The 24,881-nt window shown below is 62.0% G+C and carries 12 protein-coding genes; 7 read left to right on the forward strand and 5 right to left on the reverse strand.

The features are described from left to right. The first annotated feature begins 286 nt into the window (after nucleotides 1-286). Nucleotides 287-11,674 (forward strand): autotransporter-associated beta strand repeat-containing protein, encoded by an 11,388-nt coding sequence (locus tag BT199_RS25725; protein WP_072435737.1) that lies wholly within the window; start codon nucleotides 287-289, stop codon nucleotides 11,672-11,674. A 116-nt stretch (nucleotides 11,675-11,790) separates the two neighbouring features. On the opposite strand, the gene BT199_RS25730 is transcribed toward BT199_RS25725, so the two are convergent. Continuing rightward, nucleotides 11,791-12,462 carry a helix-turn-helix domain-containing protein gene (locus tag BT199_RS25730; protein ID WP_072435738.1) on the reverse strand — a complete coding sequence of 224 codons (672 nt, stop codon included), beginning with the start codon at nucleotides 12,460-12,462 and terminating at the stop codon, nucleotides 11,791-11,793. A gap of 231 nt (nucleotides 12,463-12,693) precedes the next feature. Further along, a complete protein-coding gene (locus tag BT199_RS25735; protein ID WP_014718111.1) occupies nucleotides 12,694-13,938 on the reverse strand; it encodes a methionine gamma-lyase in 1,245 nt (414 codons plus the stop codon). A 123-nt stretch (nucleotides 13,939-14,061) separates the two neighbouring features. On the opposite strand from BT199_RS25735, the gene BT199_RS25740 reads away from it, so the two are divergent. Then, nucleotides 14,062-14,532 (forward strand): Lrp/AsnC family transcriptional regulator, encoded by a 471-nt coding sequence (locus tag BT199_RS25740; protein WP_014718112.1) that lies wholly within the window; start codon nucleotides 14,062-14,064, stop codon nucleotides 14,530-14,532. 487 nt (nucleotides 14,533-15,019) lie between these two features. On the opposite strand, the gene BT199_RS25745 is transcribed toward BT199_RS25740, so the two are convergent. Further along, entirely contained in the window at nucleotides 15,020-16,450 is a 1,431-nt protein-coding gene (locus BT199_RS25745; protein WP_019817295.1) for an aminotransferase-like domain-containing protein, read from the reverse strand. Between the two features lie 158 nt (nucleotides 16,451-16,608). Between BT199_RS25745 and BT199_RS25750 the strand changes: the two genes are divergently transcribed. The 5 genes from BT199_RS25750 to BT199_RS25770 all read left to right on the forward strand — a co-directional run bounded on the left by BT199_RS25750 (nucleotide 16,609) and on the right by BT199_RS25770 (nucleotide 20,806). Beyond that, nucleotides 16,609-16,791: a rubredoxin gene (locus tag BT199_RS25750; protein WP_014718115.1), complete on the forward strand. Its 183-nt coding sequence runs from the start codon at nucleotides 16,609-16,611 to the stop codon at nucleotides 16,789-16,791. Nucleotides 16,792-16,818: 27 nt separating this feature from the next. Continuing rightward, on the forward strand, nucleotides 16,819-17,688 hold the full coding sequence (locus tag BT199_RS25755; RefSeq protein WP_014718116.1) for a sugar phosphate isomerase/epimerase family protein: 870 nt from the start codon (nucleotides 16,819-16,821) through the stop codon (nucleotides 17,686-17,688). Nucleotides 17,689-17,757: 69 nt separating this feature from the next. Further along, nucleotides 17,758-18,390 (forward strand): LysE family translocator, encoded by a 633-nt coding sequence (locus BT199_RS25760; protein WP_014718117.1) that lies wholly within the window; start codon nucleotides 17,758-17,760, stop codon nucleotides 18,388-18,390. 79 nt (nucleotides 18,391-18,469) lie between these two features. Continuing rightward, nucleotides 18,470-19,528 carry a diguanylate cyclase gene (locus BT199_RS25765; RefSeq protein ID WP_014718118.1) on the forward strand — a complete coding sequence of 353 codons (1,059 nt, stop codon included), beginning with the start codon at nucleotides 18,470-18,472 and terminating at the stop codon, nucleotides 19,526-19,528. A gap of 48 nt (nucleotides 19,529-19,576) precedes the next feature. Continuing rightward, nucleotides 19,577-20,806: a M20/M25/M40 family metallo-hydrolase gene (locus BT199_RS25770; protein ID WP_014718119.1), complete on the forward strand. Its 1,230-nt coding sequence runs from the start codon at nucleotides 19,577-19,579 to the stop codon at nucleotides 20,804-20,806. A gap of 242 nt (nucleotides 20,807-21,048) precedes the next feature. Here the strand turns inward: BT199_RS25770 and BT199_RS25775 are convergent, their stop codons facing one another. Further along, the gene (locus BT199_RS25775) at nucleotides 21,049-21,468 is read right to left on the reverse strand and encodes a hypothetical protein (protein WP_003190647.1); all 420 of its coding nucleotides are present in this window, start codon (nucleotides 21,466-21,468) and stop codon (nucleotides 21,049-21,051) included. Nucleotides 21,469-21,470: 2 nt separating this feature from the next. Beyond that, the coding region (locus BT199_RS25780; protein ID WP_072435739.1) for an RHS repeat-associated core domain-containing protein at nucleotides 21,471-24,881 on the reverse strand (3,411 nt) is incomplete at its 5' end.

Genomic DNA, 24,881 nt, shown 5'->3' on the forward strand with positions numbered 1-24,881 from the left:
TACGGTGGGGAGGATAGGGCGCTATTAGAGCGCTTTTTCACATTTTGAAACTTGTATTTTTGTCGCGACAGTCAATGGATGTTGGCGCTCATCCCATTTTTACGCCGGTTTTACGAAAGTATTAATACCATTTAATTCAATGGCTTTCGCGCAGGTCTACTAACGTTTCGAAAAACTGAACCAGTAGTCACCACGGTCAGGTGTTTCGAATTCGATGCGTGTGGATCGTTGAAACAAGGCGTGCACGCAGTCACGGATGAAAGGCTTGGACCACAAGGAGTAGAACGTGGATAGAAGACTTGCGACTGCCGCTTTACCTCGTATTTCTGCGCTTTCTCTTGCGATCCGCCTGGGCGTAGCCGGGCTGGTGATGGGGCTGGCGAGCCCGGATGTGTTCGCCGCCTGTAGCCCGGCGAGTCCCACCGCTGGAGCGACGGTGACCTGTACGGGTGTGCCGACATTGCCGCTGTTTCTCAATACCTTCAGCAGTGCAGTCAACAGCCTGACGGTCAACGTCAACGCGGGGGCGCAGCTCAATGCGACGTTGGGCGGTAAAGCACTGACCCTGACCGGCAACAATACGACGTTGAACAACTCCGGCACCATTGACCCGGCACTTCTCGGATTGGTTTCGGTGCTGAGCGGTGGCGTAGTGATCGGCAACACGGCAGCCAGCGCATTGAACATCACCAACAGCGCCTCCGGCATCATGCGCGGTACTGGCGCATTGCTGGGGCTGAACCTGGCCTCGCTGGACGGCATGGCCCTGAACGCCACCAACGGCGCAGGCGGCACCACCACGATCGTCAACAACGGGGTCATTGGTTCTTCTTCTTTGCTCGGCCTGTCGCTGCTCACTTCCGATACCCCGGTGGTGGCCGTGCAGGGTGGCGGGCAGGTCAATATGACGAATAACGGCACCCTGACCGGGCGCGTGGCGTTCGAGAGCTCCACTACAGGGAACACGTTCCGCAACACCGGCACTATCTCTGGCGGTGTGTCGATGGGGGCCGCCAGTACCAACACCTTTACGGCAGTCACGGGCTCGCAAGTGACCAACGGCGGCGGCCTCGGCTTAAGCCTTGGCGGACTGATCGGCGTGAACCTGACGTTCGCCCCCACCGGCCAGGTGGACGGCGGCGCAGGCGGCAGCAACTCGCTTATCCTTGAAAACACGACGGGCGTGGGTGGTGGCAGTACAGGCACCGGCACGGCTTCAAGCGCCAACTATGTCAACTTCAACAACCTGGCCATCAATAGTGGCACCTGGACGTTGCAGGGGCCGTTGGTCAGCGGCAGCACTACGCTCAATGGCGGTGTGGCGCAATTCAATAACAACGCGACATTTGGCAGCGGTGTGCTCACGTCTAACGGCGGCGCTATCGAGGCCACCGGCAACGGCTTGACACTGGCCAACCTGTTGACCCTGGGTACCGGTGGTTTAACGGTACAGGGCGCCTCGACCGGGCTGAACCTGAGTGGTGTGATCTCGGGCGCCGCGGGTGTGAGCAAAGCGGGTACCGGCGAATTGATCCTCAGTGGCGCCAACACCTTCCAGGGTGGTACCACCTTGAACGCCGGCACGCTTACATTGGGCAATGCCGCGGCGCTAGGTACCGGTGCCTTGACCGTGGCGGGTGCAGGTACTTTGCAGAGCAATGCTGCGCTGACAACCAGCAATGCGATTACCTTGAACGCCAATCTGACCGTAGACGGCGTGAACCCGCTGACCCTTGGCGGGGTTGTCAGCGGTGGTTCCGGGTTGATCAAGGAGGGCGTATCGAGCCTGGCGCTTACGGGCAACAATACTTACACCGGCGCCACGGCCCTCAACGCCGGTTCGCTGGTGGTTGGCTCCAATACTGCACTCGGCGCCAGTGCGTTGAACGCCTCGGCGGGTACCACGTTGGATGCCAGTGCAGCAGTGAGCCTGGGCAATAACCTCAACCTGGGCGGTAACCTGACCCTTGGCGGCAGCAACGCGCTGACCCTTGGCGGTGTGGTGGCGGGCCTTGGTGGGTTGATCAAGAACGGCCCGGCGGATCTGATCCTCAATCAAGCGAACACTTACCTGGGCAACACGGCACTCAACAGCGGCAAGCTGGTGATTGGCGCTACCGGTGCCTTGGGTGCGGGTACGTTGAATGCAGCCGCAGGCACGACCCTGGACGCCAGCACCAGTGCCACGCTGACTAACGCGATCAACCTGGCCGGTAACCTAGGAATCGGTGGCAGCGCCAACCTGACCCTGGGCGGCACAGTCAACGGTGCAGGCAGCCTGACCAAGAACGGCACAGCCGGCCTGACACTGAGCGGCAGCAATAACTTCCTGGGTGGCACCACGCTGAATGCCGGCACGCTGACCGTCGGCAGCAACACGGCGCTTGGCCTGGGCAACTTGACCGTCGGCGGCGCCGCCACCCTTAACAGCAACTCGGCGGTGGCGTTAGGCAATGGTATTGCCCTCAACGCCGGGCTGACCGTCGGTGGCACCAACGGGCTGACCCTGGGCGGTGTGGTCAGCGGCGCGGGTGCGCTGATCAAGGATGGCCTGGCCAACCTGACCCTTAACGGCATCAACACGTTCACCGGTGGCACCAGCCTCAACGCCGGTACGTTGACCTTGGGCACGGCAGGCGCATTGGGCGCAGGCCCCTTGACGGTCGGCGGTGCGGCAACCCTGGATAACAGTGCGGCCCTTACCCTGGGCAACGGGATTGCCTTGAATGGCGACCTGACGCTCGCGGGCAACAATGACCTGAACCTCAGCGGCGTGCTCAGCGGCGCCAGTGCGCTGATCAAAAATGGCTTGGCTGACCTGACCTTGAGCGGCAACAACACTTTCACCGGGCCATTGAATATTGTCTCCGGCAGCGTCACCACCGGCAGCACCGGTGCATTGGGCAACACCTCTGGCGTCAATGTCAGCACCGGCGCCGCACTGAACCTGGGCGTCGATTCCAGCCTGGCCGGCCTCAGCGGTGCGGGTGGCGTGGCAGTCGGCGGCGGTTTGAATCTCACCGTGGGAGGGGTGAACACCAGCAGTACTTTTGACGGTGACCTCAGCGGCGCGGGCAGCTTGATTAAAGTGGGTACCGGCACGCTCACGCTCAACGGAATCAATGGCATCACCGGTAACACGGCGATCAACGCGGGCACCCTGGATGTCGATGGGTCCCTGGGCAGCGCGTCGGTCAACGTGAATACCGGCGGCACCCTCACCGGCAGTGGCTCGCTATTGGGTACGGCGAATATCAACAACGGCGGGCACCTGGCGCTGGGCAGTGGCACGACCTTGTCGGCCGCTGGCCTGAACATGAGTGCCGGGGCCAGTCTGGATGTGGCGCTTGGCGCACCGTCGCTGACCTCGCTGATGAATGTCGGCGGCAACGTGAATCTGGCCGGCGACCTTAATGTGAGCGATGCCGGTGGCTTTGGCGCGGGTGTGTATCGCTTGATCAACTACACCGGCGGCTTGACCGGCGCATTGAACGTCAACACGGTGCCGCTGGGTTATGGGCTGGGTGATCTGCTGGTACAGACCTCAGTGGGCAGCCAGGTCAACCTGGTGGTAGCGGCGCCGAATATTCGTTTCTGGGACGGCAGCAACACCCTTGCCAACGGCACTGTTGACGGTGGCAGCGGCACCTGGACAGCGGGGGGCACCAACTGGACCTCGGCCGACGGCCTTTCCAACCAGACCTGGGGCGGTGGCTTTGCGGTGTTCCAAGGTGCTGCGGGCACTGTCAGCGTGGATGGCGTACAAACCATCACCGGTCTGCAATTCGTCACCGATGGCTACAGCCTGGTCAATGGCACCGGTGGGCAGTTGAGCACCGGCAGCGGCAACTTCGCCGTACGCGTCGACCCACTGGCGACTGCCACCCTCGGCGTCGATATCACCGGCGCGGGCGTGCTGAACAAACTCGATACCGGCACGCTGGTGCTCAATGGCGCCAACAGCTACACCGGCGGCACCTTGCTCAATGGCGGCACGGTGGTGGTCGGCAGCAACACCGCGCTGGGCACTGGCACGCTGACCGCTGCGGCGGGCACCACCCTGGACAGCAACGCCTCTGTAACCCTGGGCAATGATGCGGTACTCAGCGGCAGCCTGACGGTCGGCGGCAGCAACGCATTGGCGCTCAATGGCGCCATCAGCGGCACCGGTGGCCTGGTCAAGAATGGCACGGCAGGCCTGACACTCGGCGGCACCAATACCTTCCTGGGCCCTGTGGTCTTGAACGCAGGCGGGCTGATCCTGGCCAGCAATACGGCGCTGGGCGCGGGCGTGTTGAATGCCGCAGGCGGTACCACCTTGGACGCGAGCACGGCGGTCACCACTACCAACGCGATCAATCTGGCGGGCAACCTGGGCATCGGCGGCACCGCTGACCTGACCCTCGGCGGCGCAATCAACGGTGCAGGCAGCCTGACCAAGGAGGGCACGGCCAATCTGATCCTGAGCGGCGCCAACGCCTACCTGGGTGGCACCACCCTGAACGCCGGTACGCTGACCTTGGGCAGCGCCACCGCCCTTGGCCTGGGCAACCTCACCGTTGGCGGCGCGGCGACCCTGGATAACACGGCAGCGCTGAGTGTGGGCAATGGCGTCGTGCTTGACGCCAACCTCGCCGTCACCGGCAGCAACGACCTGACCCTGGGTGGCCTGGTCACCGGCACGGCTGGCCTGAGCAAAGACGGCGCGGCCAACCTGACCCTCAATGGCGTCAACACCTTCCAAGGCGGCACCAGCCTCAACGCCGGCACGCTGACCCTGGGCACGGCAGCAGCCCTGGGTACCGGCGCCTTGAACGTAAACGGTGCAGCTACTCTGGCCAACAGCACACCGCTGGTATTGGCCAATGCGGTCAACCTCAACGCTGGGCTGACCGTGGGCGGTCTCAACAACAACCTGACCCTGGCCGGCGTGCTGGCCGGCAGCGGCAGCCTGGTCAAAACCGGCACGGCGGATGTGAGCCTGACCGGTACTAACACCTTCAACGGCCTGTTCGATGTGCAATCAGGCAGCCTCACCACGCTGGGCAACGGAGCACTGGGTGTCGGCGCCGGGGTCAACCTGGCGAGCGGTACTTCCCTCAACCTGGGCGGTAGCGCCAGCCTGGGCGCCCTCACGGGTACCGGGCTTGCAACCGTAGGGGCCGGCAGCACCTTGAGCGTCGGCAACAATAATCTGGACAGCACCTTCAACGGCGTCGTGGCAGGCCTCGGTAACCTGGCCAAAGACGGCACAGGCGCCTTGACCCTCGGTGGCCTCAGCGTGGTGACCGGGGACGCCCAGGTCAACGCCGGCAGCTTGCTCGTCAATGGTTCCCTGGCCAGCGCCAACGTGGCGGTGGGCAGTGGTGCCACCCTCGGTGGTACCGGTACTTTGTTGGGCAACGTGAGCATCGCCGACGGCGGCCACCTGGCCGTCAATTCCGGCGCGACCCTGACCACCGGTTCGCTGCTGCTCAATGCCAACGCCAACCTGGATGCGGGCCTCGGCGCGCCCGCGACGGGCGGCACCGCGCTGGTGCAGGTCAACGGCAACCTGACCCTGGACGGCACCCTCAACGTCACCGATATCGGCGGCTTCGGTGCGGGTATCTACCGCCTGATCGACTACACCGGCGGCCTGACCAACAACGGCCTGCTATTGGGCAGCCTGCCGGTGAACATTCCGGCCAGCGACTTGGACCTGCAAACCGCGATCGGCAACCAGATCAACCTGCTGGTCAACGGCAGCACCAACGTGCAGTTCTGGGACGGCAGTCAAACCACGGGCAATGGCACCATCGAAGGCGGCAGCGGCACCTGGAGTGCAGGCGGCAGCCAATGGACCGGCGTCAATGGTGCATTCAATACAGCCTGGACGCCCAACAGCTTTGCCGTGTTCCAAGGCACGGCGGGCACCGTCACGGTTGACGGCGCGCAAGCCATCACTGGTTTGCAGTTCGTCACCGATGGCTACAACCTGGCCGGCGGGGCAGCGGGCGCCCTGACCCTGTTCAATGGCGTGGGCGGCAACACCGCCGTACGTGTCGATCCCGGCGTCACTGCCACCTTGGGCGTGGCGCTTAACGGAGGCGGCACCCTGGCCAAGCTCGACACCGGCACCCTGGTGCTCAACGGCGCCAACAGCTACACCGGCGGCACTGCCCTGGATGGCGGCACCCTGGTGGTCGGCAATAACAGTGCCCTGGGCAGCGGCCTCTTGACCACCGCCAACGGCACCACCCTGGACAGCAACACCGCGGTCAGCCTGGCCAATGCACTCAACGTCAACGGCAGCCTCACCCTCGGCGGCAGCAATGCCCTGACCCTGGCCGGCACGGTGGCGGGCACGGGCAGCCTGATCAAGAATGGCATCGCCAACCTGACCCTCAGTGGCAACAACACCTATGCTGGCCCAACCGCACTCAACGCAGGCGGCCTGATCCTGGCCTCCAATTCGGCCCTGGGCAGTGGTGCCCTGAACGCGGCCGCCGGCACCACCCTCGACAGCAGCACGGCGGTCGCCCTGGCCAACACGGTGAATCTGGCCGGCAACCTGGGCATTCTGGGCACCGCCGACCTGAGCCTGAACGGCTTGGTCAGCGGTAGCGGTGGGCTGACCAAAACCGGTGCGGGCAACCTGACGCTCAACGGTGCCAATGCCTACCTGGGTGGCACGCAATTGAATGCCGGTTCCTTGACCCTTGGCAATGCGTCAGCCCTGGGCAGCGGTGCCTTGGCGGTCAATGGGGCAACCACCCTGGACACCAACACCGCGTTGGCCCTGGCCAATAACACCAGCCTGAATGCCGCGCTCACCGTCGGCGGCAGCAACGATCTGAGCCTCAACGGTGTAGTGGACGGCAGTGGTTCGTTGACCAAGGCCGGTGGCGCCAACCTGACCCTCAACGGCACCAATACCTACAGCGGCGGCACGGCCCTCAATGCCGGCACGCTGACCGTCGGCAGCACCACGGCCCTGGGCTCGGGCGCATTGACCGTCGGCGGTACGGCGACCCTGGCCAACAGCACGCCGTTGGTGTTGGCCAATGCGGTCAACCTCAATGGCGACCTCACTGTCGCAGGCAGCAACAACCTGACCCTGGCCGGTGTACTCGCTGGCAATGCAGCGCTGATCAAGAATGGCGCGGCGGACCTGCTGCTGACCGGCAACAACAGCTTCAGCGGCCCACTGACCGTGGCGGCGGGCAGCGTGACCACGACGGGTAATGGTGCGCTGGGCACCACCTCCGGCGTCACTGTCGGCAGCGGCGCCAACCTCAACCTGGGTGGCAACGCCAACCTCAACAGCCTGGCCGGCAACGGCGTGGTACAGGTGGCTGGCGGCAACACGCTGGCGGTGGGTGGCAGCAACCTGGATAACAGCTTTGGCGGTGCGCTCAACGGTGCCGGCAACCTGGATAAAAACGGCAGCGGAGTGCTCAACCTGAGCGGCACCAATGCCATCAGCGGCGCGGCCAACGTCAACGGCGGCACCTTGAATGTCACCGGTTCACTGGCCAGCGGCACAGTGGCGGTGAACAGCGGCGCAACCCTGGCCGGCAGCGGCTCATTGGCCGGCGCGGTGACCGTGGCCGACGGTGGGCACATCGGCTTGGCCACCGGCAGCACGCTGTCGGTGGGCTCGTTGGTGCTGGGTGGCAACTCGAACCTGGATGTCGGTCTCGGCACTCCGGTGCTGGGTGGCGGCACAGGCCTGCTGAATGTCGGCGGCAATCTGACCCTGGACGGCAACCTCAATGTCACTGATATCGGCGGCTTTGGCAGCGGCGTCTACAACCTTATCAACTACACCGGGGCCTTGACCGATAACGGCCTGGCTCTTGGCACACTGCCAGGCAGCGTGGTGCCGGGCGACCTGCAAGTGCAGACCGCGATCACCAACAAGGTCAACCTGCTGGTGACTGCGCCCAACACCACCGTGCAGTTCTGGGATGGCAACAGCCTGATCGGCAACGGTGCGATTGACGGCGGCAACGGCACCTGGAACGCCGGCAATACCAACTGGACCAATGTCGACGGCACCCTCAACCAAGGCTGGGCCAACAGCTTCGCGGTGTTCCAAGGCGCGGCGGGCAACGTGACGGTGGACGGTACGCAAAACATCACCGGCATGCAGTTCGTCACTGATGGCTACACCCTGGGCTCCGGCACGGCGGGCGTGCTCAACCTGGTCAATGGCGGCACCGGCAACACCGCGGTACGCGTCGACCCCAACGCCACCGCGACCCTGGGCGTGACCCTCAACGGCGCTGGCACCCTGGCCAAGCTCGACAGCGGCACCCTGGTACTCAACGGCAATAATGGCTACACCGGCGGTACCGCGCTCAATGGCGGCACCCTGGTGGTGGGTAATAACAGTGCCCTGGGCACAGGCGCTCTGACGGCGGCCGGTGGTACTACCCTAGACAGCAACGCGGCGGTCAGCCTGGCCAATGCGGCCGTGCTCAACGGTGCCTTGGCGGTGGCAGGCAGCAACGCGCTGACCCTTGATGGGGTTGTCAGCGGCAGCGGCAGCCTGGTGAAAAACGGTGCGGCAGCGCTGACACTCAATGGCGTCAACAGCTACAGCGGCGGCACTGGCCTGAACGCCGGTCAATTGATCCTTGGCAATAATGCTGCCCTGGGCAGTGGTGCCTTGACGGTCGGCGGCGCGGCGCAACTGGATGGCAGCACCGACCTGCAACTGGCCAATACCCTCAACCTGGGTGGCGCGCTGACCCTGGCCGGCAGCCACGACCTGGCCCTCAACGGCGTGGTCAGCGGCAGCGGCGGCCTGGTGAAAAATGGCAACGGCGACTTGTTGCTGACCGCGGCCAACACCTACAGCGGCGGTACCACGCTCAACGGCGGCAGCACCACGGGCAACACCACCAGCCTGCAAGGCGCTATCGCCAACAACGCGGCGTTGACCTTTGAGCAAGCCATCGACGGCACCTACACCGGCAACCTCACCGGTACCGGTGTGTTGAACAAAACCGGCACCGGCGCGTTGTTGCTCAGCGGCAACAACACCTTTACCGGCAACACCAACTTCAACACCGGCAGCCTGCTGGTCAACGGCACCTTGAACAGCGCCGCAGTGCAAGTCGCCAGCGGCGCGACCCTCGGCGGCAGCGGTACCCTGGGCGGTGCGGTGAACATGGCTGATGGCTCGGTGCTCCAGGCCGGTGCCGCGACGCCGCTGTCGGTGGGTTCGCTGGCCTTGTCATCGGGCACCACCCTGGACTTCGCCCTCGGTGCGCCGGGTGCCTCCAGTACGGCGGTGAACGTGGCGGGCAACCTGACCCTGGACGGCACCCTCAACGTCAGCGATACCGGCGGCTTCGGTGTCGGCGTGTACCAGCTGTTCCGCTACGGCGGCAGCTTGACCGATAACGGCCTCACCTTTGGCACCTTGCCGGTGGCACTGGGTAACCTGAGCCTGCAAACGGCGCTGGCCAACCAGCTCAACCTGGTGGTGCAAACCACCCCAGGGCAGATCCAGTTCTGGAACGGCGGCACCACCAACCCCGATGGCAGCATCACCGGCGGCAGTGGTACCTGGGGCCCAGGCACCAACTGGACCGACCCCACCGGCACTCAAGGGCAGGCGTCCACCAATCAGTTCGCGGTATTTGGCGGGCAGGGCGGCACCGTGACCGTAGTTGGCAACCAAGGCTTCACTGGACTGCAAGTGCTGGACGCCGGCTACACGCTGGTCGCCGGCGCAGGCGGTAGCTTGAGCCCGACCAATGCGGCCGATGGCAGCCTGGCGCCAGTGCGCGTCAATTCCGGCGTGACCGCTCAGATTGATGCACCGCTGGTGGGAACCGGCGGCATCAACAAGCTGGATGCGGGCACCTTGCTGCTGACTGGCGCCAATACCTACACCGGCGGCACCACCGTCAGTGGCGGTACGCTGGCGGGCACCACCACCAGCCTGCGTGGCAGGATCCTCAACAACGCGCGGTTGTTGTTTACCCAGCGCACCAATGGCCAGTTCAGCGGCACCTTGAGCGGCACCGGTGCGCTGATCAAGCAAGGCGCAGGCGCGCTGTTGCTGACCGGCAACCAGCCGTTCAGTGGCACCGTGGCGGTGGAAGAGGGCGTGCTGCAAGTGGGTAACGCGGCCAACCCAGGCGCGGTGCTTGGCGGCCAAGTCACTGTGGCCAACGGTGCGGGGCTGACCGGTAACGGCAGTGTCGGTTCGCTGGTCAACAACGGCTCGGTGACGCCCGACGGTGGCAAGCTGACCGTTGCCGGCAACTTCACCAACGCCAGCACCGGTGCGCTGAACCTGGTGATCACCCCATCCACCACCGGCTCCCTGGCCGTGGGCGGCACCGCCAACCTGGGCGGCACCTTGAATGTGGTCAACCTGGCACCCTATGCCGGCGCCACCACCTACACCCTGCTGACGGCGGGCGCGGTCAACGGCACCTTTGCCACCACCAACCTGGAGAACCTGGCATTCCTCACTACCGCGTTGAACTACAGCCCAACCCAAGTGGCCCTGGCGGTCAGCCGCAACGACGTCAGCTACGCCAGCGTGGCGGCCACCGGTAACCAGCGCGGCGTAGCGGCGGCGTTGGGCACAGGCACCGCAGTCGGTGGCGCAGCGGTGCAAAATGCACTGCTTAACGGTGATGCAGCGGCGGCACGTGCGGCCTTCGACAGCTTGTCCGGCGAAATCCACGCCAGCACCGCCAGCGCCATGCTTGAAGACTCGCGTTACGTGCGTGATGCGGTCAACGAGCGCCTGCGCCAACCCGGTTGCTACCGCGAGGACGACCCGCGCAATGCCCTGGCACCCAGCGAAAACCACCTGAGCAGCGCCGGTTGCCACGGCGAGATGGTCGGTTGGATGCGCGTGCTCGGCACCTGGGGCCACATGGGCGGTGACAGCAACAGCGCCAAGCTGGACCGCAACCTCAGCGGCTTCCTGCTCGGTACCGACAAGCAAGTGGACGACGCCTGGCGCGTGGGCGTGGCCGCCGGCTATACCCGCAGCGACCTGGACGCCAAGCGCCGCAACTCGAGCGCCGATGTGGACAGCTACCACCTGATGGCCTACACCGCCTACCAGCAAGAAGCCTTCGCCGCACGCATGGGCGTGGCGTACAGCTGGCATGACGTTGAAAGCAAACGCAACGTGGCCGTCGGTGGCGAAGGCCAACGCCTCAAAGCCGATTACAAGGCACGCAGTGCGCAGGTGTTCGGTGAAGTCGGCTACACCATTCAAACCCCTACCGTGGCCCTGGAACCGTTCGCCGGCCTGGCCTACGTCAACTATGACAGCGACACCATCAAGGAAAAAGGCGGCTCGGCAGCCCTGCGTGGCGATGCCGACCAGGACATCACCTACTCGACCTTGGGCGTGCGCATTGGCCAGACCATCACCCTGGGCAACGGCTCGAAAATCACCCCACGGGGCAGCATCGGCTGGCGCCATGCCTTCGGTGACACCAAGCCCGACGCCGACCTGAGCTTTATCAATGGCGGTGGCTCGTTCAGCACCCAGGGCGTGCCGATTGCCAAGGACAGCGCGGTGGTGGAAGCGGGCCTGGATTACCAGATCAGCCAGAACGGCAGACTGGGCCTGGGCTATTCCGGCCAACTCTCGCGCAACGACAAAGACCACGCCGTGACGGTGAGTTTCTCCCTCGGTTTCTGATCAAGGCCGAGTTTTCTTGAACCGCCCGCAAGGGCGGTTTTTTTTGCTGAAAGCTGGGCTTGCTCGAATACCCCGTGTAGAAGCGAGCATGCTCCTACAGTTTGATTGGCGTGAGCTCAGAAACGGGTGCCGTCTTCGGTCGAGTACATCCACCGCAACAACGAATGCCGCCCGCTGATCCCCAACTTGATCGCCGCACGCTTGAGGTAGCTCTCGATGGTGTTGACCTTCAACGCCAGTTGTTCGGCCAACTCCGGCGCGGTGCGCCCGGCCAGCAGGCCTACGCACACTTGCAGTTCACGGTTGGACAGGGTCAGCCCCGATTGCACCAGGCGCTCCTGAATGCGTCGGTGCAAGGTGTCGATGCCCTGATGTTGGGGCACTGCGCACGGGCTGTCTGGGAGCGATGGCTGCAGCGCGGTGATGTGTTTTTCCACCATGGGCAGCAACAGCGCGGAGAAGTCTTGGAGCATGCTGCGTTCTTGCGCGGAAAAGCTGTCGGACGGGTGCGAGCGATACACCGACAGTACATAGCGCACATCGTCCTTGCGGCCCGTGAGGTGCAGTTGTGCGGCGAGTTGCTCGCTGCCCAGGGCCGCCACCGAATCGGTGTACACCGGGCTGATCTTGCGGCGGCCAAGGCCTTCGCGGCTGACGTGCAATTGGGTGATATGGGTGGCGTCCACTGCCAGTTGGGTGAGGATCAGGTCATGCAGCATGCGTGGAAAATGGCGGCTGCCGGTGCTGGCGATGACCTTGCCTATCTGTGGGAACAGGTGTGAGTTCATCAATTCGTCCGTGAGTTTCGTGCAGGTGTTCGGTTTTATAGCGACGGGGGTTAAGAAGGTAACGAATGTGAATAACCTGCAGTGATAGTGCGTCCCGCTGCGGACATGCTAGTACAGGCTGGCTAAAGGAGGGGGATCCAATCTGCGAAAAAAAAAGCATTAAACATGTAGAACGGCAGTCGGATCCTTCCGACCGCCGCCCAGGCACCGCAAAACGCACGGCTTGAGGCGCTATTTCATGGCATAAACCGCTGTGGGGGCTGGCCGCAGGTTGGCACCGCTGCACTTGGCCAGGGCCTGTTGGATATCCGTCAGCAGGTCGGCAACGTCTTCAAGCCCCACCGACAAACGCACCAGGCCCTCGCTGATACCGTGCTGCGCAAGTTGCTCGGGGGTGTAGGTGGAGTGGGTCATGCTCGCCGGGTGTTGGGCCAGTGATTCGGCATCTCCCAGGCTGACCGCACGGGTGAACAGTTGCAGTGCGTTCATAAAGCGCCGGCCCGTCTCGATCCCACCCTTGAGTTCAAAGGCAATCATGCCGCCGGGCAGTTTCATTTGCCGGGTCGCCAGTTCGTACTGGGGGAAGGAACGCAGCCCGGGGTAGATCACACTCTCCACCGCCGGGTGCGCCTGCAAGGCTTCGGCCAGCGCCTGGGCATTGCTGCAATGACGGTCCATGCGCAGGGCCAGGGTCTTGAGGCCGCGCATCAGCAACGACGCGTCCTGGGGTGACATCACTGCGCCGGTCAGGTCCTTGAGCCCTTGCAGGCGGATGCGCTGTGCCAGCGCCTGGTGGCTCACCGCAACACCTGCGGTGATGTCGCCGTGGCCGCTGAGGTATTTGGTGGCCGAGTGCACCACCACATCGGCACCCAGTTCCAGGGGGCGTTGCAGATAGGGCGTGCAATAAGTGTTATCGACCACCACGGTGACATTCGGCTGTTGATGGGCCAACTCGGCCACGGCGGCGATGTCGATCAGGCGCAGGTTGGGGTTCGCCGGCGTCTCGCAGTAGAGCATGCGCGTGGCCGGGGAGAATGCTGCTTGCAGGGCGGCCAGGTCGGTCAGGTCGACATGCCGCACCTTGATACCGAATTCGCCCAGGCCATGGTGCAACAGGGCGAAGGTACAGCCATAGAGGGTCTGGCTGACGATGATCTCGTCGCCCGGGCGCAACAGGGTCCAGAACGTTGCGGCAATCGCGCCCATGCCGGAGCTGAATGCTACGGCGGCCTCGCCGTTTTCCAGGCTGGCCATGCGTGACTCCAGCAGGGCCAGGGTGGGGTTGGAAATGCGCGTATAGAAGTGGCCGCTGGCTTCGCCGGCAAAGCAGGCGGCGCCGTATTCGACGGTGGGGAAGGCGAAGGTGGCAGACAAGTAGATGGGCGGAACGAGGGCGCCGTGATGGTCAACAGGGTCATAGCCATGGTGAATGGCACGGGTGCAAAAGCCGAAGCTGGTGTGTTGAGTGTGCATGTCGGGCGCTCCTTATTTCCTACAATGCTATGCTCATAACCACAGATGAACTTTGCGAAAAAGCCTGCAAAAACCCGCGTTTGTGGATCAAACATCGATAAAAATAATGATTAGAGGCACGTTATGCCCATCAAGCTGGACCGTACGGACAAAGCCCTTTTAAACGCGTTGCAAGGCAACGCCCGCCTGACCGTGGCCGAGTTGGCAGAGCGGGTGGCCCTCACCACCTCACCGTGCTGGCGCCGGGTGCGCACCCTGGAGGAGAGCGGGGTGATCAGTGGCTACCAGGCGATCCTTTCTCCCAAGGCGCTGGGTTATGGGGTGACTGCGTTTGTCAGCATCATGATGGAAAGCCACACCCAGGAAATCGCCCGCGCGTTCGAGCAGCGCCTGTTGGCGATTCCGGAGATTGTGGCGTGCCATAACGTCTCGGGGCGCTATGACTTTTTGCTGGAAGTGGTGGCCAAAGACCTGGAATCGTTTGGCGAGTTTGCCCGCGAGGTTTTGCAGACGTTGCCCTGCGTCAAGGAGATCTATTCGAGCTTTTCCTACAAGTCGGTGCGGCCGTTGCGGGTGATTCCGTTGCCGGGTTGACGGGAGGCTTATGGCGCGAGCCGATGCGTATCCACCCGACGCCCCGCGATCCAACTGTGGGAGCTGGCTTGCCTGCGATGGCGGCCTGCCAGCCGACACCTATCTACCTGACGCCCCGCGATCAATTTGTGGGAGCTGGCTTGCCTGCGGAGGCGGCCTGACAGCCGACGCAGTTATACCGAGTACATATCCATTCCTGCGGTAACGGCCACCTAGGGGTCCGCCCTTACGGCGGGTCACTTTGGAAAAGCCCCAAAGTAACCAAAGGGCTCTTGCCCCACCACTCGGCACCTCGCTTAGGCTCGGTGTGCCCGTAATCCGCCAGTGATTTGGGGGGCCGCCGCCACGCGCCATCCATGGCGCGGGGCGGCTAAACCGGCATCCCTGCCGGTTTACCCCCCAAATCCCTGTCGAATTCCGGCCAGCGTGGTTTAACGGGGCGCCTGAGATCAAAATCAGAGCAAGAGCTACTCGCTTCGCATCGTGGTTACGTTGGGCCGCTTTTGCTTTTGTGTGCCACCCCATGCAACAACAGCGCCTCAAATACCCGCTGCACCCGTGGCTCATCACTGTGAGCCACATTGAAGCGCATCGAGTCGCGATGGGCCGGGTCATAGCCAAACAACGCACCGGGCGCCAGCACCATGCTGCGTTTCAGGGCTTGCTGAGCCAGGAGTTCGCCGTTCACGCCAGGCGGCAGGCGTGCCCAGATGAACATCCCGCCTTCATACGCCATCGGCAGTTCGCACCCGCAGCGCTTGAGCCATTGTTCGACGCGCCCTCCGGCCTCCATCAGGCGTTGCACCATGCGCTTGCGATGCTTGGCATAGCTGCCTTCGCTGAGCATACGGTAGACGATTTGTTCGAACAGTTCGGAGGTGACGCCGCCGCTCATCAATTTCATATTGGTGAGGTTGGCGGCCAGTTGCGGCGCGGCCACGACGTAGCTGACGCGGGTGTTGGCGCTGAGGCTCTTGGAGAACCCCGACAGGTAGGTGACCTGCTCCAGCCCGGCGACGGCGGCCAGGCGTGGAGGAGGGTTGGGATGCAGGTCGCCATAAAGATCATCCTCGACGATATGGCAGTGATAGTGCTGGGTCAGTTGCAGCAGCCGAAACGCCTGGCTGGGGCTGAAGGAATGCCCGGTGGGGTTATGCAGAACGCTAGTGGTCAGGTAAAGGCTGGGGCGGTGTTCGGCCAGCAACTGTTCGAGGGCCGCGAAATCGAACCCATCGGGGCGGCGCTCGATGGTAACGACCTTGACCCCATGCAGCGCCAGGTTGGCGTGGAAGTTGAAATAGCACGGCGCGTCGAGCAACACCGTGTCGCCGGGGCGTGCAAGCAGGCGCATGAGCATGTCCAGGCCCTGCACGGTGTTGGGGGTGGTGATGATTTGCTCCACCGGCACCGACAAGCCTTCGCCATGCAGTTTCTGTTGCAGCGCCTGGCGCAACGGCAACAGCCCCGCCGGCGTGCCCAGCCCGGCGATGCGCAGCGACGGCGCACGCACCACGCTGCGCATGGCCTGGCGGATCGCTTCGCCATTGAGCCAGTCCTCCGGCAGGTGCCCGCCACCGGGCCGCAGTTCGCCACTGGCGGTGGCCAAGGGCCGGCGCAATACGCTGAGCAGGTCTTGGGGCAGTAGATCGACCCAGGTCGCCGAAGCAGGGCGTGTGCTGTCCATCGCCACGAAGTAGCCGCGGCCCTGGCTCGAGGTCAGCAGGTGGCGACCGCGCAGGCGGTCCAGAGCCTCATTGAGGGTGAACTTGCTGACGCCGAGGATCTGGGTCAGCTCACGCACGGATGGCAGTTTGCTGCCCGGTGCCCATTCGCCATTTTCGATGGCGTGGCTGAACGCCTCGACGATCTGCTGGACCTTGGGCGTGCCTTCTACGAAAGCGATGGCGGATACAAACATGACGCGTCCTTGTGTTTGCAGGTGATTTTACCGGTGAAGTGAGGCCGGATTAGGCATCACTTTACCTGCCTTGCGCAATGCCACTCCCCTAGACTGCGCGGCATCTCGCCTGGAGATGGCGATATTTCCTACACCTGAGCAATGGATTTTGCATTTCCATGAAGACTTATATGTGCGCACCCTGCGGTTTTATGTACGTAGAAGAACTGGGTATTCCGGAGGACGGAATTCCCGCAGGCACCCCTTGGGAAGAGGTGCCTGAAGACTGGACATGCCCGGATTGCGGCGTGACCAAGGCCGACTTCATGGCCATCAATCTTCCTGAACGTCAATTCGCCTGACACTCCATCAACGAAAGGAATCGCTCCATGGAAAGCAAACTGATCAACGCCACCGTCCCGTTCTGCACCGGTGTGGCCCACCAGAAATACCTGGGCGCCGAAAAGGGCCTGCAAACCGCCATCGAAGGTGACTGCACCCACTGGTACATCGACGGCAGCCTGTTCGGCGAAATGGTCGATGACTGGACCGAGGCGCGTATCGAAAGCCTGCAGGCGCAAATCACGGCGACTGGGGTCAAGCCGGTTTTCCACGGCAACTTCAAGGCACCGTTGGGCAGTGATGTAGAAGCCTTCCGCAGCGCTGCCGTGGAGTATGTGAAAAAGGAAATCGACATCGCCAGCCGCCTGGGCGCGCCGTTGATCATTCACGGCGGTTGCATCGTCGAGCCGAAAATGGTGCTGATGGCCAAGAAGGTTGCCCTGGAGCATTACCTCAAGTCGGTGCAGGAACTGGCGCGCTACGCCGAGGCCAAGGGCACGGATATCTACCTGGAGAACCTGTCCAACTACGTCAACTATCGGCCGTTCCACTACATCTTTACCCATGAAGCGGAATACGCTTTTGTGTTCGAGCGCCTGCAAGCCCACAGCAATGTGTACTTCTTCCTCGACGCCGGCCATGCCAACATCGAGAACGGCCTGCCGGCAGAAGTGGTGCGCAAGTATCACCACCTGATCAAGGGCATCTCTTTCAGCAATAACAACGGCGTGCAAGACCAGCACTTCGGCATCCATGACGGTAACTGTGATTACGCCGATGTGGTGCAGGCCATTGTCGAGACCAACTGGAAGGGCCTGGTGGCGTTTGAAACCCGTAACCAGACCGCCAAGGCCGCGCTGGCTGACCTTGCGGTGATGTACCGCGAGTCCCTGACGACTGAAATCGCCGTCGCCTGACCGGCCTGGGGCGGGCGCTTGAGGCGCTCGCCTCGTTGCTGTTGTTCTCTTAATTCAAGGTCCCTGGCCATGACAAGTGCGTTAACCCTGTCGTCGTTTCTCTACTTTTTGCTGTTTTGCGCCACCATGACCTTCAGCCCCGGCCCCATGACCTTGTTGTTGTTGAGCCTGGGCCTGAAGGACGGCCTGCGCAGTTCGATCCCCGCGCAGATCGGCGCCAGTGTGTCTTACCTGATTTCCATCCTGATCTTTGCCGTGGGCTTCTCGGAACTGATCAAGGGCAACCTTGCCATTACCCAGACCATCCAGTTTGTCGGTGTGGCCTATATTCTCTACCTGGCCTACAAGCAGTGGACCAGCAGCGGCGTGTCGATCAACAACGCAGGTGCCGTGGAGGGTTCGCGCAGCCTGTTTGGCAAAGGGCTGTTGACCGGGTTTTCCAACCCCAAGACCATCATCATGTTCAGCGCCGTGTTCCCGCAGTTTGCCGGCGCCGGTGAACACAGTTCGGCGGCGGACATCGCCATCCTTGGCCTGACCTTCCTGCTGCTGCAATTTGCCAGCGGCTGCCTGTATTGCTATTTCGGCCAGCGCATCAAGCACGTGCTGGAAAACCCCAAGCGCCGGGTGTTGTTGCAGCGGGTCACGGCCGTCTTGCTGCTGGGCGTCGCCTTGATGCTGGCACGCGGGTTTTCGCACTGAAGTATTAGCCAATAAGCGGTAGTGGCGATTTGACGTCGCCCTGTTAGACTCCAGGCATTCACCCAGGATCGCCCCCACCATGCCAGCCGTCGGAGGAAAAGGACTTCCGCTCGCTTTGCGCTTGTACAAATCTCGCCTGCTGGGGCTGACGCTCGGCTTTGTGTGCGTGGCGTTCGGCATGTATCCGTTGAACCCCTCCCTGTGGGTATGGGCTTGGATGCTGGTCAATGCCTTTGCGTGGCCGCACCTGGCTTTTCAATGCTCGTTGCGCTCGGCCAATACCTTGCGCAGCGAACGCCGCAGCCTGCTGTTCGATTCCTTTTGCGGTGGGTTCTGGGTTGGCGCGATGCACTTCAACCCGCTGCCCAGCGTCACCACCCTGTCGATGATGAGCATGAACAACGTCGCCATCGGCGGGCCGCGCTTCCTGTTCGCGGGTTGGGTGGCGCAGGCACTGGGACTGGGCACCGCGTTGCTGCTGTTCACACCTGGGTTTGTCGCCCTGACCACCCAGGCCCAGCTGTATGCCTGCCTGCCGATCCTGATGCTGTATCCCCTGGCCCTGGGATGGATCTGCTATCGCCAGGCCGTTACCTTGGCCCGGCACAAACGTGAACTGCTGGCCTTGAGCCGCACCGACAGCCTGTCGGGCCTGCTCAACCACGGCGCCTGGAAGGACCATCTGGACCTCGAATTTCAACGTTGCCGCCGTGGCCCGGCCGGTGCCGCTATCGCGTTGATCGACATCGACCACTTCAAGACCATCAACGACACCTACGGCCATGTGACCGGCGATATCGTCCTGCGCCAACTGAGCAAGGTGCTGCGCCAGAACCTGCGCACCACCGACCTGGCCGGCCGTTATGGCGGTGATGAGTTCTGCGTGATCCTGCCCGATATGCCCCTCAACCGTGCCACCGAGGTGATGGAGGCCTTGCGCGGTCGCTTCAACGCCTTGGCCTACGCCCAGGACCCGACACTGCGAGTGAGCCTGAGCATCGGCCTGGCGCCGTACCAGCCGAGCCACGCCGACTCCATCAGTTGGCTCAACGATGCCGACCAGGCGCTGTATGAAGCCAAGAGCAGCGGGCGCAACCGGGTCAGCTCGGTACAGGGCAGTTGGTTGCGGTCAGTTTAGTGGGGTAGGGTGGCGGGGCACCCTCCAACAAAAAACAAGGATCGGTCCATGTTCTTCACCTTCCCGCGTACCCTGTTGGCCGCTACCCTGGCCTTGTCTTTCAGCCTGCCGGCCTACAGCGCCGAGCCTCATAAACAGATCCAGCAACAGGCCGAACAATACAAGGCCCAAGCCTTGAAGCTGCTGGAGCGCCTGGTGAATATCGACTCGGGCTCAGGCTACGAGCCGGGCCTGACCCAAGTGCGCGATATCGCCGTGGACGAGTTGAAACAGTTGGGTTTCACCATCGAATTGGTGCCGGATAAAGCCGCCAACAACAGCCATGTGGTCGCCACCCTCAAAGGCACCGGCAAGGCCAAGATCCTGCTGATGGCCCATATGGACACCGTATTCAAGGAAGGCTCGGCTGCCGAGCGCCCCTTCCACATCAAGGACGGCCGCGCCTACGGCCCCGGCGTGATGGATGACAAGGGCGGCATCGTCGCGGGCATCTATGCGCTCAAAGTCCTCAAAAGCCAGGGTTTCAAGGACTACGCGCAGATCACCTTCCTGCTCGACGCCAGCGAAGAAACCGGCTCCGACGCCGCCTCCGAACTGATCCGCAACACTGCCAAGGGCCACGACGTGACCCTGAACCTGGAACCCGGCCGCCCCGCCGACGGCCTCGTGGTGTGGCGCAAAGGCAGCGCCACCGCCGTGGTCGAAGTCAAAGGCAAGGCCGCCCACGCCGGCGTCGCCCCGGAACTGGGACGCAACGCCGCCATGGAAGCCGCGCACCAGATCCTGCAACTGGGCAAACTTGGCGATGAAGACAAGAAAACCACCATCAACTTCACCGTGCTCAAGGCCGGTGACCGCACCAACGTCATCCCTGACCAAGCCACCGCCAAGGCCGACGTGCGTGCGGCCTTGCCGGAAGAGTTCGACCGGATCGAGAAAGACCTGGCCCGGGTTTCAGCCAACAAATTGATCCCGGAAACCGAAGTGAACACCAGCCTGCAGCGCGGCCTGCCACCGATGCCGCAGACGGCCGAGTCGGATAAGTTGGTGGCGATGGCCCAAGGGATTTATGGCGAACTGGGACGCAAGTTGACCATCGAAGGCAGCGGCGGCGCGGCGGATGCCAGCTTGTCCGCCGGGGTAGGCACGCCGACGTTGGATGGGTTTGGGATAGTGGGGGGCAATATTCACACCCCGGAGGAATATGCCGAGGTGGAGAGTGTGGTGCCGCGTGTTTATTTGTTGAGTCGGATGATTATGGAGTTGTCCAAGCGCTGATCAGATCGAACGAAGCGGGTTTGAGTGTGGGAGGAATGCCAGTCAGGTAAACGCAGATCCCCTGTGGGAGCGGGCTTGCCCGCCAAGGCGGTGTGTCAGTCGCTGCATGTGTTACTGCACTACCGCTTTCGCAGGCAAGCCAGCTCCCACATTTGATCTTTGTTGATTTGAGCGTTGTGTTTGCTTGGTTGACTCGCATTGGGGTCAGCCCCTCCGACATCGAGTAGCATTCAATGTGGAAGTCACCATGTGGAAGGGTCTTCGAGACTGGCTTTTTGGAGGTCGTCTTTCCAGACCTCGTTGGCCAGTCGATAAATGTCTGCAAAGAAGCCTCGGGGGTCGGCTATTTCTGTTTCGTCCCAGGCCATCGTTGAATACTCATCGGGGTCGTCTTCAAAGAACGAGCTAAAGTCAAAATTTTCAGTATTTAGAGCGAAGGACAAATTTTCCATCAGCTTATATTTGTGGCGGTGGGAGAATTCGTTGTAAGGATCCAGGCAGTATCTTAGGATCAAAGCTTCTCGATCTTTCTGGTTGTTAGGGTTGTAGGCGTGCAGTTCTTCTCCCTTTGATTCTTCTCTGTCGTAGATGTCAAAAATTCCTACGAAATAGCGCAGGCTTGCGTCGAAAGGGATGTGCTCGGAGGATGGATGAAATAACATTTTTACTCCTTAATCGGGAAAAGGGTAAAAGGTGTGCCGTCTTTACGAAACTTCATTTCGGCACCATTCATTGAAGGGTTGAAATGTGGATGGTTCGGATCCGTCTTGTTTGGTCTGTAACCACGTCCAGCACCTGGCAGTTCTAGTTGGACAATATCATTCTTGTTGCCATCTATTCCGGTATAGCGCGAAAGTCCTCGTTCAACCCTTGATGTTGCTTTGGTCCATGCTTGAAGTTGAAGCTTCCAACTGTTGAATTGTGAGCTGGGAGTCCCTTTTTTCTTGGGCGGTAATTTGCCCGTTATTGGATCTTTCCCATCTATTGAGCGCTGGCTCACTTTAGATGACTCAACTTCTGGTCCATGCTTGCCAACCATATGCATGTCGTACTTTTTTTCATATTCCAAAATTCGACGCTTCGCATTCGCCTCACTTAGCTCCTCTATCTTAGCTCGTCTCTGCTCACCAGCCGTCTGAGGTGCTGACGGTTGTCCCTCATCAACTCGTGCCTTCTCAATTGGATTATCTTGTGAGGTTGTAGGCTTACACCCATTGCTACCGGGGCATGTATTTAGGCCTAGCTGATCCACCCACCCCGTGGGATTGGGCACATACCGGTACCCATTGATCCCCCCCGCCAACTTCACCGGGTCCGGTGTCAGGTAACGACCAATATCCGGATTGTAGTAGCGATGACGGTTGTAGTGCAGGCCGCTTTCCGCATCGAAATACTGACCCTGAAAGCGCAGCGGGTTGTCGACTTTGCCCACGTCGAGCCGGGCGATCTGGCCGTAGGCGCGGTAGTGGGCGGACCAGACGATTTCGCCCTCGGGGCTGGTCAGTTCCTGCGGGGTGCCGAGGTGGTCGAGTTGGTAGTGGTAGGGCTTGGTTTCTTTTGGGCCGAAACCGTCCAATAGTGCCAATGGGCGGAAGCTGCCGGGCTCGTAGAGGTAGCTGCGATGGCGCTCTGCATGGTGTTCGGCAATCAGCTTGTCGCCTTGCCAGAAAAACTCGGTGGTCTTGGCGTCCACGGTTTTGCTGATGCGACGTCCAAATGGGTCATAGCGATAGCTGGCGGTTTGGCCGTTGGGCGTTGTAACCCCGACTAACCGATGCTGGCAGTCGTAGCGGTACTCAGTGACAAGTTGCTGGCTTTTGCCGCGTCGTTCGCGAATGAGGTTGCCGAAGGCGTCGTAGTCGTAGTGGCGGTCGCCCTGGATCATCAGGCGGTTGGCCGCGACGATGTCGGGGCCGGGGCGGTCTTGCATGAGCAGGTTGCCGGCCGGGTTGTGGGCGAAGCGTTCCTGTACGTCCTGCGAGTGATCGGCGCGGGTCAGGCGGGCGAGGGGGTCGTAGCGGTAGTCGTGTTGGCCTTTGCGGGTGTCGAGCAGGCGGGTGAGGTTGCCGGCTTTGTCGTAGTCGTATTGGCGTTGGTAGAGGTGGTTTTGTTGCTGCGTTACCGCGTGGGCGTGCAGGCGGTGTTGGTCGTCGTAGTGGTAGTGGCTGAGCACTTGGCCTTGCTGGCGCTGATGCTCTCGACCGCTCTTGAATAGGTGCGAGGTAAGCACTTCACCGTTGAGTTCGATGGTGGCGAGGTGGCCGCCTTTGTCGTGGTTGAAGGTGACGCGGTTGTTGTCCGGCAGGCACAAGGTTTTAAGCTGCCCGCAGGCGTCGTAGCCGTAGCGCAGGGTGCCCCAGCCTTGGTGTTCGGCGGTGAGGCGGTTTTGGCGGTCGTATTCGTAGGCCAACGCCCAGTGGCCGTCCTCGACGCTGAGGAGGTTGCCTTGGCGGTCGTAGGCATAGTCGACAACGCCGCAATCGGGCAGGGTTTTTCGTACGAGGCGCCCGGCGTGGTCGCGCTCGTAACGGGTGATTAGCTGACTGTTATCGTCGCCGTATTCGGTCTTCTCCAGCAGGTTGCCGTTGAGGTCGTAGGCGTAGGCGGTGCGCTGGCCGTCGAAGCCGGTTTCCTGGCGGATCAGGCCATTGGGGTGGTAGTCGAGTTGGTAGGTTTCGCCGGCTTCGTTTTCGATCTCGGTGAGCAGCAGCCGGGCGTTGTCGTAGCGGTACTTGACCTGGGTGCCGTCGGCGTTGAGACGGCGGCTGATCAGGTGCAGGCCGTCTGCGTATTCGTAGCGGGTGACGTGGCCGAGTTCGTCGCGTTCGGCGATGATTTTGCCGTAGGGGTTGTAGCTGAATTCCCTACAACTACCGCCTGGCAATACAAGACGAATCAACCTGCCGACGCAGTCCCAGTGATATTGCGTCAGCGCACCATGCTCATCCTCACAGGCAACTTGCCGCCCCAGATCGTCATAGCGATAACGCTTGATCCCACCATTGGGCAATTGCTCCTCAAGCAGTTGCCCGCGTTCGTTCCACACCAGCCGCTGGCAACTGCTGTCGGGATACCAAACCGCAACTAATTGCCCATGTTTGTCATAGCTGTAGTCAGTCGAATTGCCATCCGGGTCAATCTTGCGGATGACATCGCCCTGAACATTGCGCTCATATTTCCAGACCGCCTCCCCACGCCTGACAACCCGAACAAAACCGTTGTCATGTTCGTAGGAAGTCGGCTCATCATCCCCCGGAAACAGCGCCACCAAGCGTCCGGCGTCGTCATATTGATAGGCCGTCACCGCGCCCATCGGGTCTTGCTCGACGGTCAGCCGGCCCTTGGCATCGTAGGATTTGTAATGCTGAGCGCCATCCGGATCGATGCGCTGCACCAAGCGCGCCCGGTCGTCATGGACATAGACTTCCTGGCTACCATCGGCGTTATGCACGGTGACGCGCCCGTCATCGCCCCAGGCGTAACGCGTGTCCATCTGCGAAAAACTCGCCCAATGCCTGACGCAACGTGCCGCCTTGCCAGCGCGTTCCCACGCCCAAAAGAAACTCGCCCCACCGGCCAGTTGGCGTTCCAGAATGACTTGCTGATCGTCATATCGATAACGCTCGCTTTCCCCGACAGCATTGGTCGCGCAAACCAGTCGTCCGTCTTCGTCATAGGCGTAGGAAACAAGGTTCTGCTCGGTCTCCCACACGTAGGGCTCTCGCCCTTTGGCGCGATGCACCTGATAGTCCACCGCAACGATGCGATCCAGCTCATAACGCAACAGCAACGAGCGACCCGCGCCGTTATCCAGCCGCTCAATCCGCCCGGAACGATCACGGCAAATGCGTAGACGGTTGTCATACGCATCGCTGATCGCAGTCAGTACACCGTCGCGAAAGTGATAGAACCGTGACGCTTGGGCCAGCACCAACTCGTCAGGCGCCGAACCCAAATAGATCGCCGCTTCCGCCAGGCTATTGGTGATTGCGGGTCGAGAGTCGCTGGGCAATGGAAACTGCGTATGGCGGTTCTCATGATCGGTCCACACCACCGAATCGCCCGACACCACCAG

This window comes from Pseudomonas sp. NFR02, assembly GCF_900119375.1.
GTDB classification, from domain to species: domain Bacteria; phylum Pseudomonadota; class Gammaproteobacteria; order Pseudomonadales; family Pseudomonadaceae; genus Aquipseudomonas; species Aquipseudomonas paracarnis.